Genomic DNA, 16,390 nt, shown 5'->3' with positions numbered 1-16,390 from the left:
CCCTCCCCGTCCGGAGGCGCCGGCGGCCGGCCCACGGCCGTTGTTGTTCGGTTTCTGTGACCCCTGGGGTGTCCGACGCGGGCCGTCGACCCTGTAGCGTCGGAACTGCCATGGATATCGCCTACATTCCCAGCCCGTCGCGGGGCGTCCTGTACCTCGGACCGGTCCCGCTGCGCGCCTACGCCTTCTGCATCATTCTCGGTGTCGTCGTCGCCGTCTGGCTCGGCAGCAAGCGCTGGGTCGCCCGGGGCGGTGCCAAGCACACGGTCGGTGACATCGCCGTGTGGGCCGTGCCGTTCGGCCTGGTCGGCGGCCGCCTCTACCACGTGATCACCGACCACCAGCTGTACTTCGGCGAGGGCAGGAACCCCTGGAACGCCTTCAAGATCTGGGAGGGCGGCCTCGGGATCTGGGGCGCGATCGCGCTGGGCGCGGTCGGCGCCTGGATCGGTGCCCGCCGCCGGGGCGTGCCGCTGCCCGCGTACGCCGACGCCATCGCGCCGGGCATCGCGCTCGCGCAGGCGATGGGCCGCTGGGGCAACTACTTCAACCAGGAGCTGTACGGACGGGCGACCACGCTGCCGTGGGGCCTGGAGATCCACAAGACGCTGCCCAACGGCGAGGTCGTGACGGGCGTCTACCACCCGACCTTCCTGTACGAGTCGATCTGGTGCGTGCTCGTCGCCCTGCTGGTGATCTGGGCGGACCGCCGGTTCACGCTGGGCCACGGCCGGGCGTTCGCGCTGTACGTGGCCGCGTACACGGTGGGCCGGTTCTGGACCGAGTGGCTGCGGATCGACGAGGCACACGTCTACTTCGGCCTGCGGCTCAACGACTGGACGTCGATCGTCGTGTTCCTGGGCGCCGTGGCGTACCTGGTGATCGTCGGCAAGAAGCGGCCCGGCCGGGAGGACCCGGCGACCATCGACCCGGCGGCGCACCTGGAGGAGGACGGCCGGGAGGCCGGGGGCAAGACCGACGGCAAGGTCGACGGCAAGGCCGGGTCCGGAGCCGGTGACACGACGGTCGGCACGGCCGGAAAGGGCGGGGACGGCAAGGAATCGTCCCGGTCCGGGGACGAGGTGCCGGCCGCCGAAACCGTCGCCGTGGCCGCCGAGAAGAGCGGCGAGGACGCCAGGAACCCGATCTGACCTGGGACTTCCCACCGGCTGAGGCCACCCTTCGCGAGGCTTGCGAAGGGTGGCCTCACTGGTGTTCGGACAGCCTTACTTTGCTGGAAATGCCCAGGTCAGGAGGGCTACGTTCAGGGCGACGAACGACGACGGAGGGGAAGAGACGATGACTGCGACCACCCTGGAGCCCGAGGCCGGGCACCACCCCCGGATACCCGCGGAAGGCCACCACCGGGACGTCAACGGGGGCTGGCTGCGCCCGGCCGTGTTCGGCGCGGTGGACGGGCTGGTGTCCAACTTCGCGCTGATGACCGGTGTGGTCGGCGGCGCGGTGTCCAACGGCACGGTGATCCTGACCGGGCTGGCGGGCCTGGCGGCCGGGGCCTGCTCGATGGCGGCGGGGGAGTACACCTCGGTGGCCTCGCAGCGGGAGCTGGTGCAGGCCGAGATCGAGGCCGAGCGGCTGGAGCTGAGCCGCAACCCGCACGGCGAGCTGGCCGAGCTGGCCCAGCTGTACGTCTCGCGGGGGGTGGACCCGGAGCTGGCCCACGAGGTGGCCCGGCAGCTGTCCGCGGACCCGGAGCTGGCCCTGGAGGTGCACGCCCGCGAGGAGCTGGGCGTGGACCCCACCGACCTGCCCTCGCCGCTGGTCGCGGCCGGGTCGTCGTTCCTGTGCTTCGCGCTCGGCGCGCTGCTGCCGCTGCTGCCCTACCTGCTGGGCGCGACCTCGCTGCTGCCCGCGCTGGTGCTGGCGGCGGCCGGGTTGTTCCTGTGCGGCGCGGTGGTGGCCCGGGTGACGGCGCGCAGCTGGTGGTTCAGCGGGCTGCGGCAGCTGGTGCTCGGCGGGGCGGCGGCCGGGGTGACGTTCCTGCTCGGCCGGCTGATCGGCGGGCACGTGGGGTGAGGCCGGTCGAGCCCCGGAGAGGTCCGGACGGCCCCGGCGGGTGCGTGCGACGCCCCCGTCGGGGTCTGTGGGATGACCCAGAACTCTGCATGATTATGCTGGCCAACGCGTGACGTTTCACACATGGGCGCCCTGAGGCGCCTGGCCTAGTCTCATCATCCGGGCCTCGGCGCCGCGGATTCGCATCCGTGGACCGGCTCCCGGAATGGATTCGCAGGCGGCCATGATCGGCTTGTGTGGCGCCCCGGTTTCGCCCCTGTTTCAGGCCGCGGACCGTTGGGCACAATCGTCGGGACGCGCACTGTGGCGCGTCCCTCTCCCCATACCCCCTGACCTGCGGCTCGTCCCGCCATGTGGACGGGATATTCCGCTTCTCGGGATTCTGGGCATCATGTAACTTGCACGACACCGCACCATCGCATCAGGGCCAACGTCGTCCCTACTTGCACCAACTTGCCGAAAGACGACGACGGGAGAGCCGATGCTGTCTGCATCCATGCACTCCGCCAACGAGCCGCAGGCCGCCCGCCGGCCGTACGCGCTCGTGCCGGATGCGCGACCTGCTGCTCAGGGCCTGTACGACCCGCGAAACGAGCACGACGCCTGTGGCGTCGGTTTCGTCGCCACGCTGACCGGCATCGCCGACCACACCATCGTCGAGCAGGCGCTGAACGTCCTGCGCAACCTGGAGCACCGCGGCGCCACCGGCGCCGAGCCGGACTCCGGTGACGGCGCGGGCATCCTGACCCAGATCCCGGACGCCTTCCTGCGCGGCAAGGTCGGGTTCGAGCTCCCGGCGGCCGGCGCCTACGCCGTCGGCATCGCCTTCCTGCCGGACGAGGACGCGTCGGCCGACGCCGCCGTCGAGCGGATCGAGGCGATCGCGGCCGAGGAGGACCTCACCGTCCTCGGCTGGCGCGACGTCCCGGTCACCCCCGACCTCCTCGGCGCCACCGCGCGCAGCGTGATGCCGCGCTTCCGCCAGCTCTTCCTGGGCAAGGACGGCCTGGCCGGTATCGAGCTGGACCGGATCGCCTTCGTGGTCCGCAAGCGGTCCGAGCGCGAGGCCGGGGTCTACTTCCCGTCGCTGTCCGCGCGCACCATCGTCTACAAGGGCATGCTGACCACCGGCCAGCTGGAGCCCTTCTTCCCCGACCTGTCGGACCGCAGCTACGCGTCCGCGATCGGCCTGGTGCACTCGCGGTTCTCCACCAACACCTTCCCGAGCTGGCCGCTCGCCCACCCGTACCGGTTCGTCGCCCACAACGGCGAGATCAACACGGTCAAGGGCAACCGCAACTGGATGCGCGCCCGCGAGTCCCAGCTCGTCACCGACCTCATCCCGGCCAACCGGAACGGGCAGGGCCTGGAGCGGATCTTCCCGATCTGCACCCCCGAGCACTCCGACTCCGCCTCCTTCGACGAGGTCCTGGAGCTGCTCCACCTCGGCGGCCGCTCGCTGCCGCACTCGGTGCTGATGATGATCCCGGAGGCGTGGGAGAACCACGCCACCATGGACCCGGCCCGCCGCGCGTTCTACCAGTACCACTCCAACCTCATGGAGCCCTGGGACGGCCCGGCCTGCGTCACCTTCACCGACGGCACCCAGATCGGCGCCGTCCTCGACCGCAACGGCCTGCGCCCGGCCCGCTACTGGATCACCGAGGACGGCCTGGTCGTCCTCTCCTCCGAGGTCGGCGTGCTCGACATCGACCAGGAGAAGGTCGCCAAGAAGGGCCGCCTGCAGCCCGGCCGGATGTTCCTGATCGACACCGCCGAGGGCCGCATCGTCGAGGACGAGGAGATCAAGTCCGCCCTCGCCGCCGAGCACCCCTACGAGGAGTGGATCGGCGCCGGCCAGATCCAGCTCGCCAAGCTGCCCGAGCGCGAGCACATCGCCCACACCCACGCCTCCGTCACCCGCCGCCAGCAGACCTTCGGCTACACCGAGGAGGAGCTGCGCGTCATCCTGGCGCCGATGGCCCGCACCGGCGCCGAGGCGCTCGGCTCGATGGGCACCGACTCGCCGATCGCCGCGCTGAGCGAGAAGCCGCGCCTGCTGTTCGACTACTTCGTGCAGCTCTTCGCGCAGGTCACCAACCCGCCGCTGGACGCCATCCGCGAGGAACTCGTCACCTCGCTGCTCTCCAACCTCGGCCCCGAGGGCAACCTGCTGGCCGCCGAGTCCGCCGCCTGCCGCTCGGTCGGCATCACCTTCCCGGTGATCGACAACGACGAGCTGGCCAAGCTCGTCCACATCAACGCCGACGGCGACCAGCCCGGCCTCAAGGCCGTCACGCTCTCCGGCCTCTACAAGGTCTCCACCGGCGGCGAGGGCCTGGCCTCCCGGCTCGCCGCGATCGCCGCCGAGGCCGACGCCGCGATCGCCGACGGCGCCCGGATCATCGTGCTCTCCGACCGGCACTCGGACGCCGAGCACGCCCCGATCCCCTCGCTGCTGCTCACCTCCGCGATCCACCACCACCTCATCCGCACCAAGCAGCGCACCCAGGTGTCGCTGCTGGTCGAGGCCGGTGACGTCCGCGAGGTGCACCACGTCGCGCTGCTGATCGGCTACGGTGCCGGCGCGGTCAACCCGTACCTGGCCATGGAGTCGGTCGAGGACCTCGTCGCGCAGGGCACCTTCTTCGAGGGACACGGCGTCGAGCCCGAGAAGGCCATCAAGAACCTGATCAAGGCGCTCGGCAAGGGCGTGCTCAAGGTCATGTCCAAGATGGGCATCTCCACCGTCGCCTCCTACCGCGGCGCCCAGGTCTTCGAGGCCATCGGCCTCTCCCAGGAGCTGGTCGACGGCTACTTCGCCGGCACCACCACCAAGCTCGGCGGCATCGGCCTGGACGAGATCGCCCGCGAGACCGCCGCCCGCCACACCAAGGCCTACCCGGCCTCGGGCATCCCCGCCGCGCACCGCGCGCTGGAGATCGGCGGCGAGTACCAGTGGCGCCGCGAGGGCGAGCCGCACCTGTTCGACCCGGACACCGTCTTCCGGCTGCAGCACTCCACCCGCAACCGCCGGTACGACATCTTCAAGCAGTACACGGACCGGGTGAACGAGCAGTCCGCCCGCCTGATGACGCTGCGCGGCCTGTTCCAGCTCGACGGCCTCGGCCGCGAGCCGATCCCGGTCGACGAGGTCGAGCCGGTCTCCGAGATCGTCAAGCGCTTCTCCACCGGCGCCATGTCGTACGGCTCGATCTCCCGCGAGGCGCACGAGACCCTCGCCATCGCGATGAACCGCCTCGGCGGCAAGTCCAACACCGGCGAGGGCGGCGAGGACCCGGACCGCCTGTACGACCCGGAGCGCCGCTCCGCGATCAAGCAGGTCGCCTCCGGCCGCTTCGGCGTCACCTCCGAGTACCTGGTCAACGCCGACGACATCCAGATCAAGATGGCCCAGGGCGCCAAGCCCGGCGAGGGCGGCCAGCTGCCCGGCCACAAGGTCTACCCGTGGGTCGCCAAGACCCGGCACTCCACCCCGGGCGTCGGTCTGATCTCGCCGCCGCCGCACCACGACATCTACTCCATCGAGGACCTGGCCCAGCTGATCCACGACCTCAAGAACGCCAACCCGGCGGCCCGCATCCACGTGAAGCTGGTCTCCGAGGTCGGCGTCGGGACGGTCGCCGCGGGCGTCTCCAAGGCGCACGCGGACGTGGTCCTCGTCTCCGGCCACGACGGCGGCACCGGCGCCTCGCCGCTGACCTCGCTGAAGCACGCCGGCGGCCCCTGGGAGCTCGGCCTCGCCGAGACCCAGCAGACCCTGCTGCTCAACGGGCTGCGCGACCGCATCGTGGTCCAGACCGACGGCCAGCTGAAGACCGGCCGCGACGTCGTCATCGCCGCGCTGCTCGGCGCCGAGGAGTTCGGCTTCGCGACCGCCCCGCTGGTCGTCTCCGGCTGCATCATGATGCGCGTCTGCCACCTGGACACCTGCCCGGTCGGCGTCGCCACCCAGAACCCGGTGCTGCGCGAGCGGTTCTCCGGCAAGCCCGAATTCGTCGTCAACTTCTTCGAGTTCATCGCCGAGGAGGTCCGGGAGATCCTGGCCTCGCTGGGCTTCCGCTCGATCGAGGAGGCCGTCGGCCACGCCGAGCACATCGACTCCCGGGCCGCGGTCGACCACTGGAAGGCCGCCGGGCTCGACCTCGCCCCGCTCTTCCACGTGCCGGAGCTGCCCGAGGGCGCGGCCCGCCACCGCACCACCACCCAGGACCACGCGCTCGACAAGGCCCTGGACAACCAGCTGATCACGCTCGCCGAGGACGCCCTGGAGCGCGGCGACGCCGTCCGCATCCAGCTGCCCATCCGCAACGTCAACCGCACCGTCGGCACCATGCTCGGCCACGAGGTGACCAAGCGGTACCGCGGCGAGGGCCTGCCGGAGGGGACCATCGACGTCACCTTCACCGGCTCCGCCGGGCAGTCCTTCGGTGCCTTCGTCCCCCGCGGCGTGACGCTGCGGCTCGAAGGCGACGCGAACGACTACGTCGGCAAGGGCCTCTCCGGCGGCGTCGTGATCGTCCGCCCCGCCCGCGAGGCCGCCGCCATCGGCAACGACGCCCAGAACCACGTCATCGCCGGCAACACCATCGGCTACGGCGCCACCAGCGGCCGGATCCACCTGCGCGGCAAGGCCGGCGAGCGCTTCGCCGTCCGCAACTCCGGTGCCACCCTGGTCGTCGAAGGCGTCGGCGACCACGGCCTGGAGTACATGACCGGCGGCCGGGTCGTCATCCTCGGCGAGACCGGGCGCAACCTCGCGGCCGGCATGTCCGGCGGCATCGCGTACGTCCTCGACCTGCGCCCCGCCAACGTCAACGCCGGCATGGTGGGCATCGAGGCCCCCACCGCCGACGACCGCGAATGGCTGCGCGAGACCGTCCAGCAGCACTACGAGGAGACCGGCTCCACCGTCGCCGCCGAGCTCCTGGCCGACTGGGGCAGCGGGGTCTCCCGCTTCTCCACGATCATGCCGACCGACTACAAGGCAGTGCTCGCCGCCAAGGACGCCGCTGAGCGCGATGGCCTCTCCGAGGCCGAGACCACTCGCAAGATGATGGAGGCGGCTAATGGCTGACCCCAAGGGCTTCCTGACCACGCCCAAGCAGCTGGCCGAGCGCCGTCCCGTGGACGTCCGTCTGCGCGACTGGAACGAGGTCTACGTCGAGCGCAGCCTCCTGCCGATCATCACCAAGCAGGCCGGCCGCTGCATGGACTGCGGCATCCCGTTCTGCCACAACGGCTGCCCGCTCGGGAACCTCATCCCCGAGTGGAACGACCTCGCCTACCGGGACGACTTCGTCGGCGCGATCGAGCGGCTGCACGCCACCAACAACTTCCCGGAGTTCACCGGGCGGCTCTGCCCGGCGCCCTGCGAGTCGGCCTGCGTGCTCGGCATCAACCAGGACGCGGTGACCATCAAGAACGTCGAGGTCACCATCATCGACAAGGCCTGGGACCGCGGCGGCGTCGCCCCGCAGGTGCCCGAGCGGCTCTCCGGAAAGACCGTCGCCGTCGTCGGCTCCGGCCCGGCCGGCCTCGCCGCCGCCCAGCAGCTCACCCGCGCCGGCCACACCGTCGTGGTCTACGAGCGGGCCGACCGCATCGGCGGACTGCTGCGCTACGGCATCCCCGAGTTCAAGATGGAGAAGCGCCACATCAACCGCCGCATCGAGCAGATGCGGGCGGAGGGCACCCGCTTCCGCACCGGCGTGCACGTCGGCGAGGACATCACCGGGCAGCAGCTGCGCGAGCGCTTCGACGCCGTGGTCGTCGCGGCCGGCGCCACCACCGCCCGCGACCTGCCGGTGCCCGGGCGCGAACTCAAGGGCATCCACCAGGCCATGGAGTTCCTGCCGCTGGCCAACAAGGTGCAGGAGGGCGACTTCGTCGAGTCCCCGATCAGCGCCAAGGGCAAGCACGTCGTCGTCATCGGCGGCGGCGACACCGGCGCGGACTGCGTCGGCACCGCCCACCGGCAGGGGGCAGCCTCCGTCACCCAGCTGGAGATCATGCCGCGTCCGAGCGAGGAGCGGCCCGGCCACCAGCCGTGGCCGACCATGCCGATGACGTACAAGGTCACCTCCGCCCACGAGGAGGGCGGTGAGCGGATCTACTCCGTCAACACCACCCGCTTCACCGGCGACGAGGACGGCAACGTCCAGGAACTGCACCTCGTCGAGGTGGAGTTCAAGGACGGCCGGTTCGAGCCGGTGCCCGGCACCGAGCGGGCCGTCCCGGCACAGCTGGTCACCCTGGCCATGGGCTTCACCGGTACGGACGTGAAGAACGGGCTCGTCGAGCAGCTGGGAGCCGACCTCGACGCGCGGGGTAACATTGCCCGCGACGGCCGGTTCGCCACCAATGTCGATGGCGTGTACGTCTGCGGAGACGCCGGCCGTGGCCAGTCGCTGATCGTCTGGGCCATCGCGGAAGGCCGTTCGGCCGCTGCCGCGGTGGACACGTACCTGGGCGGCAAGACCCCGCTTCCCGCCCCGATCCGGCCCACGGACCGCCCCCTGGTGGTCTGACGGTCCGACCGGCCCCCCTGAACCCCCGGCGCCGCATCGCCGGGAGCTCAACCCGCTGCCCCCGCCAGAGTCGCCGGGCCAACGCGGTCTCCTGGCGCCTGCCCTCTTCCCCGACCAGTTGGAGGGCGGGCGCCGTCGCGTTCTCCGGAAGGCGCCGCCGCGTCCCCGGAGGCCGCCACCGGGTGTCCCGCCGGACGCCGCCGCGTCCGCGGGACGGTGTCGGGAGGGCGAACGGGAGGGGACGGGGAAGACAACGAACCGGTGTCCCCGCGTTTTCCCGCAGCTCCGCAGGGGAGGCTCCGCGTGCGGCGCGCGCGACGACCGTCCGTACACCGAGGGTTGGCTCACAGCGGAACCACAGGCTTCTCACAGCCGCCGCAAAGCCTCCCGGGACGGGCTGTTGTTCGTCGGTGCCAAGTGGCAGACTTCCGCCGACGGCCGGGGGGCTGCGCGAGTGCGGAGGGTGACTTCGATGGGCACGACTCAGGCAGGCGGGGGCGCGACGGTACGACGTCTGCTGCTCGGCACCCAGCTGCGCAAGCTCCGCGAGGCCAGGGGCGTCAGCCGGGAGGAGGCCGGGTACTCGATCCGCGCCTCCGAATCCAAGATCAGCCGGATGGAACTCGGCCGGGTCGGCTTCAAGGAACGCGACGTCGCCGACCTGCTCACCCTCTACGGCGTCGACGCCGAGCAGGAACGCGCCACCGTCCTCGGCCTGGTCCGCGACGCCAACGCCAGCTCCTGGTGGCACGAGTACGGCGACGTCCTGCCCGGCTGGTTCCAGAACTACCTCGGACTGGAGGAGGCCGCCGCCCGGATCCGCAGCTACGAGGTCCAGTTCGTCCACGGGCTCCTGCAGACCGCCGACTACGCCCGGGCCGTCGTCACCGCCGGCTGCCACGACCACGCGCCCGACGAGATCGAACGCCGGGTCGACGTACGCCTCAAGCGCCAGGCCGTCCTCACCGGCGAACGCGCCCCGCACCTGGTCGCCGTGCTGGACGAGGCCGCGCTGCGCCGCCCCTGGGGCGGGCCCGAGCTGATGCGCGGCCAACTCGACCGGCTGCTGGAACTCGGCGAACTCCCCAACGTGCGGCTGCAGGTGCTGCCGTTCGGCAACGCCGGACTCGCCGCCGAGAGCGGCGCCTTCACCGTGCTCGGCTTCGCCGAACGGGAACTCTCCGACGTCGTCTACCTGGAACAGTTCACCACCGCGCTCTACCTCGACAAACCCGGCGAGGTCGCCGAGTACCGGCAGGCGATGGACGACCTGGTCGCCGACAGCCTCGACCCCGCACGGACCCGCGACCTGCTGCACGCCGTACGCCAGGAGCTTTGACACGTCAGTACGATGATGTCCCATCAGGTGGGTGCACGAGAGGGATCAGATGTCGTACTTCTCCGAGTTGGCGCTGCAGTACATCGACGGCGAATGGTGCAGCGGCAACGGCTCCTGGGACATCGTCGACGTCGACCCCTACACCGGGGACAAGCTCGCCACCATCACCGTCGCCACCACCGCCGAGGTCGACCGGGCTTACCGCGCCGCCGAGCACGCCCAGAAGGGGTGGGCCGCCACCGACCCCTACCGGCGCCGCCTGGTCTTCGAACGCGCGCTGCGCCTGGTCGAGGAGCGCGAGCCCGGGATCGTCGCCGCGATCATGGCCGAACTCGGCGGCACCGCGCTGAAGGCCGGCTTCGAACTCTCGCTGGTCAAGGACGTGCTGCGGGAATGCCTGCACCTGTCCGTGGCCGCCGAGGGCCGGCTGCTGCCCTCGCCCGCCCCGGGCAAGGAGAACCGGCTCTACCGGCTGCCGGTCGGCGTCGTCGGCGTGATCAGCCCGTTCAACTTCCCGCTGTTCCTCGCGCTCAAGGCCGTCGCCCCGGCGCTCGCCCTCGGCAACGGCGTGGTCCTCAAGCCGCACCAGGAGACCCCGGTGGTCGGCGGCGGCCTGATCGCGAAGATCTTCGAGGACGCGGGCCTGCCGCCCGGCCTGCTGAACGTCGTGATCACCGACATCGCCGAGATCGGCGACAGCTTCATCGAACACCCGGTGCCCAAGGTGATCTCCTTCACCGGCTCCGACAAGGTCGGCCGGCACGTCGGCACCGTCGCCGCCGCCCACTTCAAGCGGTCCGTCCTGGAACTCGGCGGCAACAGCGCCCTGATCGTGCTGGACGACGCCGACGTCGACTACGCCGTGGACGCGGCGGTGTTCAGCCGCTTCGTCCACCAGGGCCAGGTCTGCATGTCCGCCAACCGCGTCCTCGTCGACCGCGCCGTCGAAGCCGAGTTCACCGAGAAGTTCGTCGCCAAGGTCGCCTCGCTCACCGTCGGCGACCCGAGGGACCCGGCCACCCACATCGGCCCGCTGATCAACCCCGTCCAGGCCGACTCCCTCTCCGCCCAGATCGACCAGGCGGTCGCCGCCGGCGCCACCGCACTGCTGCGCGGCACCACCACCGGCGCCCTGATGGCGCCGACCGTGCTCACCGGCCTCCCCGAGGACGCGCCGATCCTGCGGCGCGAACTGTTCGGCCCGGTCGTGCTGCTGGTGCCCTTCGACGGCGAGGACGAGGCCGTGCGGATCGCCAACGACACGCCGTTCGGACTCAGCGGCGCGGTGCACACCGCCGACCTCGAACGCGGCGTGCGGCTCGCCCAGCGGATCGAGACCGGCATGATCCACGTCAACGGCGGGACCATCGCCGACGAGCCGGGCGTGCCGTTCGGCGGGGAGAAGAACTCCGGCGTCGGGCGGCTCAACGGGGAGGCCACGGTGGACGCCTTCACCACGCTGAAGTGGATCTCGGTGCAGCACGGCCGGGCGGTCTTCCCGTTCTAGCCGGTGTCTCCCGGCCGGGATGCACCGGCCGGGAGTCGGCAGCGGCCGGGAGCCGGCAGCGGGGGGCAGGTCATGCGGCCCGGGCCTCCCGGCGGTAGCCGCCGGGGGCCTGCCCGAACTCCCGCTTGAACGCCTTCGCGAAGGCGTACTCCGAGCCGTAGCCGGTCTGCGCCGCCACCGAGGTCAGCGGCGCCTCCGACTCGCGCAGCAGCCGGGCCGCCGTGGTCATCCGCCAACGGGTCAGGTACGCCATCGGCGGCTCGCCCACCATCGTGGTGAAGCGGCGGGCGAAGGCGGCCCGGGACAGGCCCGCCCGGTCCGCCAGCGACTCCACCGTCCACGGCGTCGCCGGCGCCCCGTGGATCGCCGCCAGGGCCGGGGCGACGGCGGCGTCCCGCAGCGCCGCCGCCCAGCCGGCCGCCGCCGCGGCGGGCTGGTCCTCGAACCAGGCCCGCAGGATGTACAGCAGCAGCGCGTCGATCAGCGCCGGGACGATGCCCGCCGAACCGATCCGAGGGTTCTCCAGCTCGGTGCCCAACAGCTGCACCGCGGCAGCCAGTTCGGGGTGGCGGCCGTGCCGGGTCGGCAGGTGGATCAGGGCCGGCAGCTGGCGGACCATCGGGTGCGGGCGGCCCTGGTCCAGGTGGTAGTTGCCGCACAGCAGACTCGTGCGGGCGCCGTCGCCGCCCAGGGCGAGGGTGCCGATCGGCGAGGCGTCGTCCACCCGGCAGGTGTGCGAGTCCACCGGCGGGGTGTCGGGATGGTCGGCGAGGACGTGACCGCCGCCGTCGCGCAGGAAGACGATGTCGCCGGGGCTGAGCGCCACCGGGTCGTGCCGCCGCCCGTCGTCGTCCCCGGTGCCCAGCGGGATCAACCAGCAGGTGCCGTACAGCACCACGTGGAAGCCGGCGCCGAGCACCGGGGGCAGGCGCAGGGCCCAGGGGGCGCGGCCCTCGGTGCGGACGGAGGACAGGTAGGCCGTCCGCATCGAGCCCAGTGCCTCGGTCAGGATGTCCAACGCCCGTCCCCCTTGCTCGTTCTCGCCAGTGCCCGCTCGTTCTCGCTCGTTCTCCGTGGCCACCGGTCGGGTCGCCGGTCGGGTCGCCGGTCAGTCGACGCTCAGGACGACCTTGCCCTGGACGGTACCGGAGGCCACCAGCGCGTGTGCCCGGCCGGCCTCGGCCAGCGGGAAGGCCTGCGCGACGTGCGGACGGATCCGGCCCTCGTCCACCAGGGCGGCGATCGCCTCCAGCGCGGCGTAGTCGGGCTCGACGGAGATCCCCGCGAAGCGGCGCCCGGCGGCCTCGACCGCGGCGGCCAGCTCACGGTCGCGGTGTTCCATGATGCTCACCAGGACGCCGCCGGGCTTCAGCACCTCCAGCGCGCGGGTGTTCTCGGAGGAGGAGTCGAAGACGACGTCGACGTCCCGGACCGCCTCGGTGTAGTCGGTGGTGCGGTAGTCGATGACCTCGTCGGCGCCGATCTCCCTGAGGAATCCGTGCTTGGGCTCGCTCGCCAGCGCGATCACGTACGCGCCGCGGGCCTTGGCGATCTGGACGGCGAAGTGGCCGACGCCGCCCGCCGCCCGGTGGACCAGCACCCGCTGCCCCTCGCCGATCTTCGCCGCGTCCACCAGGCCCTGCCAGGCGGTCAGCGCGGCCAGTGGCAGGGCGGCGGCCTGCTCGTGGTCGATCGAGGCCGGCTTGCGGGCCAGCTGGCGGGACGGCGCGGCCACGTACTCGGCGTAGGCGTTCGCGGCGCGCGGGAAGAACGGCATCCCGTACACCTCCTCGCCCACCCGGTACCGGGCGCCGGGCGCGGCCTCCTCCACCACGCCGGAGAGGTCCCAGCCCACCGTGAACGGCGGCTCGCCGAGCAGTGGGAACAGGCCCGCCCGCACCGCCACGTCCACCGGGTTCACGCCGGCCGCCTTCACCCGCACCAGCACCTCGCCGCTCAGCAGCTCGGGGCGCTCGACCTCGGCGACCTCCAGGACCTCCGGCCCGCCGACCTCACGCTGCACCACCGCACGCATCGCACTCACTCCCTGTCCGGTCAACACCGGCCCCCCGTGGGGCCGTTCGCGATGTGTTCAACGATAGGGAGGGCGGGTGAGCGGATGAATATCCTTCAGTCTTCGCTGGATGTCCGATCGTCTCGCCGGGTGAGCGGCTCAGGCCGGGTAGCGGACGAGACCGTCGGTGGTGAGCTCGAAGTCGAAGGGAGACGGGATCGGCACCCGGTCGCCGAACTTGCCGTTCCACTGCTGGTGGTAGCCGGTGGCGGAGGGCTCGGAGTAGAGCGTGATCGCGGTGGTGCGCGGGTCGATCACCAGGTACAGCGGGATGTCCATCAGCGGGTAGTCGCGGACCTTGCCGACCAGGTCGTTCTCGGGATTCGACGGGGAGACGATCTCCACCGCGATGGCAGCCTGCTCGGATGGCACCTCGTTGCCGCCTTGCTGGACGAACGAACGCGGGATGTAGGTCAGGTCGGGGTTGCGGAGCTTGCCGACGTTCGGGGAGGCGAGGTCGGTGTTCTCGCTCGGCATCAGGTCGGACGGGCGGTGTGCGTCGATCTGCTCACGGACCAACAGAATGTTGTGCTGGTGGATGACCGAAGGGCCGGTCATCATGATGATCTCGTCGCCGGAGATCTCGATCTTCCACCCGGCCGGGGGCGTCAGGCTCTGCGCGTACGCCAGCAGCCGGGCGTGGCGCTCGGGGATCTGGAACTCGCTCATGCCGTCATTGTTCCACCGCGCCGGATGCGGCGAGGCGCCGCCGGGCGGACGGGCCCGGCGGCGCCTCATCGGGGGGCGTCGGTCAGAAGACCGGCTGGCCGGCGCGGACGAGGCGCCAGGAGTCGGTGAAGAAGTCGGCGGGGTCGATGACGCCCTTGGCCTTCACCCAGGCGATCATGGTGTTGCGGATCTCGTCGGAGTTCGACCAGACCAGCTTGGCGTTGGCCACGTGCGGGAAGTTGCCGCCGCCGTTGGCACGGTAGTTGTTGACCGCCAGGACGAACTGGGCGGCGGGGTCGATCGGCTTGCCCTGGAACGACAGGTTGACGATCCGCGAGCCCTTCGGCTGGGCGACGTCGATGTCGTAGGTCAGGCCGTAGACCGAGTCGTAGTTGTAGTCCGGGGTGGCCTCGGCGCCGGTCAGGGCGTCCTTGTCGACCGGTGCGCCCACGGCGAGCTGGTTGTAGTACTTCGCCGAGAACTCCAGGTAGTCCTTGAGCTGGGCGCCCGTCAGGACGCGGGCCTCCAGGGTGTTCTCGTAGATGTAGAGGCCGGCGGCGTCGCGCAGCTTGACCTGGCCGGACGGGATCAGGGCGGTGCGGTTGAACGGCGCGGCCTGGGCGAGCACCGGCAGGTTGGCGTACTGCCCGCCCGCCAGCGCGGCCTTGACGGCGTCGGCCTGGACCCTGCCGATCAGGTCGATGATCGGGGTCGCCTTGAAACGGGACTCGGCGATCGACAGCTCGATCTTGCTGGTGCCGATGTTCTGGTTGACGTACGCGACGACCTTCTTGTGCTGCTCGGTGAGCGCGTTGGTGATCTCCGGGTTCTCCGGCACGGTGTTGGAGTTCAGCACCCGCGAGGAGACCGAGGTGACCTTCCAGGCGCCGTTGGCGAACTCGACCTCGAAGTCGAAGCAGCTCAGGCGCTGGCCCCAGCAGAGCGGCTCGGAGAGCACGACCGTCTTGCCGGTCTTCTTGTTGACGATCAGGCGCTGCGGGACCTCCTTGTGGGTGTGGCCCACCAGCACCGCGTCGATGTCCGGGACGGTCTCCGCCATCTCGCCCGAGGCGTCCTCGGGCCAGGGCAGCTGGTCGCCGTAGGTGGTCGCCTCGTCGATGCCGGAGTGCGCCGAGACCACGATGACGTCGGCGCCCGCCGCCTTCATCCGGGGCACGTACTTGGCGGCGGTCTCCACGATGCCGGGGAAGACCATCTGGCCGCTGACGTTGGCCTTGTCCCAGATCGCGATGCCCGGGTTGGTGAGGCCGAGGATGCCGACCTTCAGCGACTTGCCCTCGCCGAGGTGCAGCTCCTTGATCACGTACGGCGGGAAGGCCGGCTTCTCGTTCTTCGCGTGCAGCGCGTTCGCGCCGAGCAGCGGGAACTCCAGCTGGTCCTCGAAGGCCTTCACGGTCGGGATGCCGTAGTTGAACTCGTGGTTGCCGAGCGCGGCGGCGTCGTACTCCATGAGGTTCATGGCGACGGCCATCGGGTGGTCCGGCACGGTGTCGCCGTCGGTGGCGATCGGCTCGATCCGGGCGTAGTAGTAGGTCAGCTGGGTGCCCTGGATGATGTCACCGGAGTCGATGAGCAGGCAGCGGTCCCAGCCCTTCTCCTCGCGCACCTGGTTGGCCAGGGTGGAGATCTTGGCGAGGCCGACCGCGTTGTGCGCCTTGTCGACGTACTCGGCGTCGGTGAAGTAGTCCCAGTTGAGCACCCGGCCGTGCAGGTCGGTGGTGCCCATGACGGTGAAGGCCTGCTTGCGGGGCTTGCGCTGGCCCTTGGCGGCCGCCACGTCCGGCTCGGCAGCCGCGGCGGAGGGGGCGGCGGCCGCGGCGGCACCACTGGCCAGGGCGGCGCCGGCGGCGGTGGCGGCGGACCGGGTGACGAAGTCACGGCGGTTCAGGGGCATGGACGACTCTCCCGGGTGGGAACGACGGCAGATGGACCGTCAACTTGTGTACGTGAGTGCGTGTGCGTCATCGCGTCGACGCGCGTAGAGGGACGCGCGTAGAAGTGTGCCGTGCGGGCCGGGTCGCTGGATAGCCCCCGGACCTGTCCAAGAGGTGAGATCTTGGCGACTCGTTCGTGACGACGGCGGGCGGGGACGGGGGTGGTAGGGGGGCCGGACGGGCCCGGCCCGGAAGCCGTTCCGGGTCGGACCCCAGGTCAGGCTTCCGGGCCGGGTCCTCGGGCCTCGCGGGTCGGGT

The 16,390-nt window shown here is 71.3% G+C and carries 10 protein-coding genes; 6 read left to right on the top strand and 4 right to left on the bottom strand.

Going from position 1 to position 16,390, the window contains the following annotated elements; all coding sequences use genetic code 11:
• Nucleotides 1-110: 110 nt before the first annotated feature.
• The 6 genes from lgt (at nt 111) to ACFV04_RS27600 (ending at nt 11,434) form a co-directional block, all read left to right on the top strand.
• Nucleotides 111-1,151 (top strand): prolipoprotein diacylglyceryl transferase, encoded by a 1,041-nt coding sequence (gene lgt / locus ACFV04_RS27625; RefSeq protein ID WP_380338097.1) that lies wholly within the window; start codon nt 111-113, stop codon nt 1,149-1,151.
• Between the two features lie 148 nt (nt 1,152-1,299).
• A complete protein-coding gene (locus tag ACFV04_RS27620) occupies nt 1,300-2,037 on the top strand; it encodes a VIT1/CCC1 transporter family protein (RefSeq protein WP_380338100.1) in 738 nt (245 codons plus the stop codon).
• A 481-nt stretch (nt 2,038-2,518) separates the two neighbouring features.
• On the top strand, nt 2,519-7,135 hold the full coding sequence (gltB, locus tag ACFV04_RS27615) for a glutamate synthase large subunit (protein ID WP_380533260.1): 4,617 nt from the start codon (nt 2,519-2,521) through the stop codon (nt 7,133-7,135).
• Entirely contained in the window at nt 7,128-8,588 is a 1,461-nt protein-coding gene (locus ACFV04_RS27610; RefSeq protein WP_380338104.1) for a glutamate synthase subunit beta, read from the top strand. The genes gltB and ACFV04_RS27610 overlap by 8 nt, the downstream gene beginning before the upstream one ends.
• A gap of 472 nt (nt 8,589-9,060) precedes the next feature.
• The gene (locus ACFV04_RS27605; protein WP_360256799.1) at nt 9,061-9,927 is read left to right on the top strand and encodes a helix-turn-helix transcriptional regulator; all 867 of its coding nucleotides are present in this window, start codon (nt 9,061-9,063) and stop codon (nt 9,925-9,927) included.
• Between the two features lie 49 nt (nt 9,928-9,976).
• A complete protein-coding gene (locus ACFV04_RS27600; protein ID WP_380338294.1) occupies nt 9,977-11,434 on the top strand; it encodes an aldehyde dehydrogenase family protein in 1,458 nt (485 codons plus the stop codon).
• Nucleotides 11,435-11,504: 70 nt separating this feature from the next.
• On the opposite strand, the gene ACFV04_RS27595 is transcribed toward ACFV04_RS27600, so the two are convergent.
• The 4 genes from ACFV04_RS27595 to ACFV04_RS27580 all read right to left on the bottom strand — a co-directional run bounded on the left by ACFV04_RS27595 (nt 11,505) and on the right by ACFV04_RS27580 (nt 16,092).
• Nucleotides 11,505-12,452: an AraC family transcriptional regulator gene (locus tag ACFV04_RS27595; protein WP_380338109.1), complete on the bottom strand. Its 948-nt coding sequence runs from the start codon at nt 12,450-12,452 to the stop codon at nt 11,505-11,507.
• A 90-nt stretch (nt 12,453-12,542) separates the two neighbouring features.
• Complete coding sequence (locus ACFV04_RS27590; RefSeq protein WP_380533257.1) at nt 12,543-13,469, bottom strand: NADP-dependent oxidoreductase; 927 nt, start codon at nt 13,467-13,469, stop codon at nt 12,543-12,545.
• Nucleotides 13,470-13,607: 138 nt separating this feature from the next.
• Nucleotides 13,608-14,177: a Uma2 family endonuclease gene (locus ACFV04_RS27585; protein WP_380338114.1), complete on the bottom strand. Its 570-nt coding sequence runs from the start codon at nt 14,175-14,177 to the stop codon at nt 13,608-13,610.
• A gap of 82 nt (nt 14,178-14,259) precedes the next feature.
• Nucleotides 14,260-16,092 carry a bifunctional metallophosphatase/5'-nucleotidase gene (locus ACFV04_RS27580; protein WP_380533255.1) on the bottom strand — a complete coding sequence of 611 codons (1,833 nt, stop codon included), beginning with the start codon at nt 16,090-16,092 and terminating at the stop codon, nt 14,260-14,262.
• Between the last annotated feature and the right edge of the window lie 298 nt (nt 16,093-16,390).

Origin of the sequence: Kitasatospora sp. NPDC059599, assembly GCF_042735125.1 — a bacterium.
GTDB lineage: Bacteria > Actinomycetota > Actinomycetes > Streptomycetales > Streptomycetaceae > Kitasatospora.
Note: the sequence above shows the minus strand (reverse complement) of the source record. Positions and strands in the feature narration are given on the sequence as shown.

Bases quoted from the DNA above. Each gene is read 5' to 3' on its own strand.
- ACFV04_RS27600 (WP_380338294.1), top strand. From the start codon at position 9,977: ATGTCGTACTTCTCCGAGTTGGCGCTGCAGTACATCGACGGCGAATGG.
- gltB (WP_380533260.1), top strand. From the start codon at position 2,519: ATGCTGTCTGCATCCATGCACTCCGCCAACGAGCCGCAGGCCGCCCGC.
- ACFV04_RS27610 (WP_380338104.1), top strand. From the start codon at position 7,128: ATGGCTGACCCCAAGGGCTTCCTGACCACGCCCAAGCAGCTGGCCGAG.
- lgt (WP_380338097.1), top strand. From the start codon at position 111: ATGGATATCGCCTACATTCCCAGCCCGTCGCGGGGCGTCCTGTACCTC.
- ACFV04_RS27585 (WP_380338114.1), bottom strand. From the start codon at position 14,177: ATGAGCGAGTTCCAGATCCCCGAGCGCCACGCCCGGCTGCTGGCGTAC.
- ACFV04_RS27580 (WP_380533255.1), bottom strand. From the start codon at position 16,092: ATGCCCCTGAACCGCCGTGACTTCGTCACCCGGTCCGCCGCCACCGCC.
- ACFV04_RS27620 (WP_380338100.1), top strand. From the start codon at position 1,300: ATGACTGCGACCACCCTGGAGCCCGAGGCCGGGCACCACCCCCGGATA.
- ACFV04_RS27590 (WP_380533257.1), bottom strand. From the start codon at position 13,469: ATGCGTGCGGTGGTGCAGCGTGAGGTCGGCGGGCCGGAGGTCCTGGAG.
- ACFV04_RS27605 (WP_360256799.1), top strand. From the start codon at position 9,061: ATGGGCACGACTCAGGCAGGCGGGGGCGCGACGGTACGACGTCTGCTG.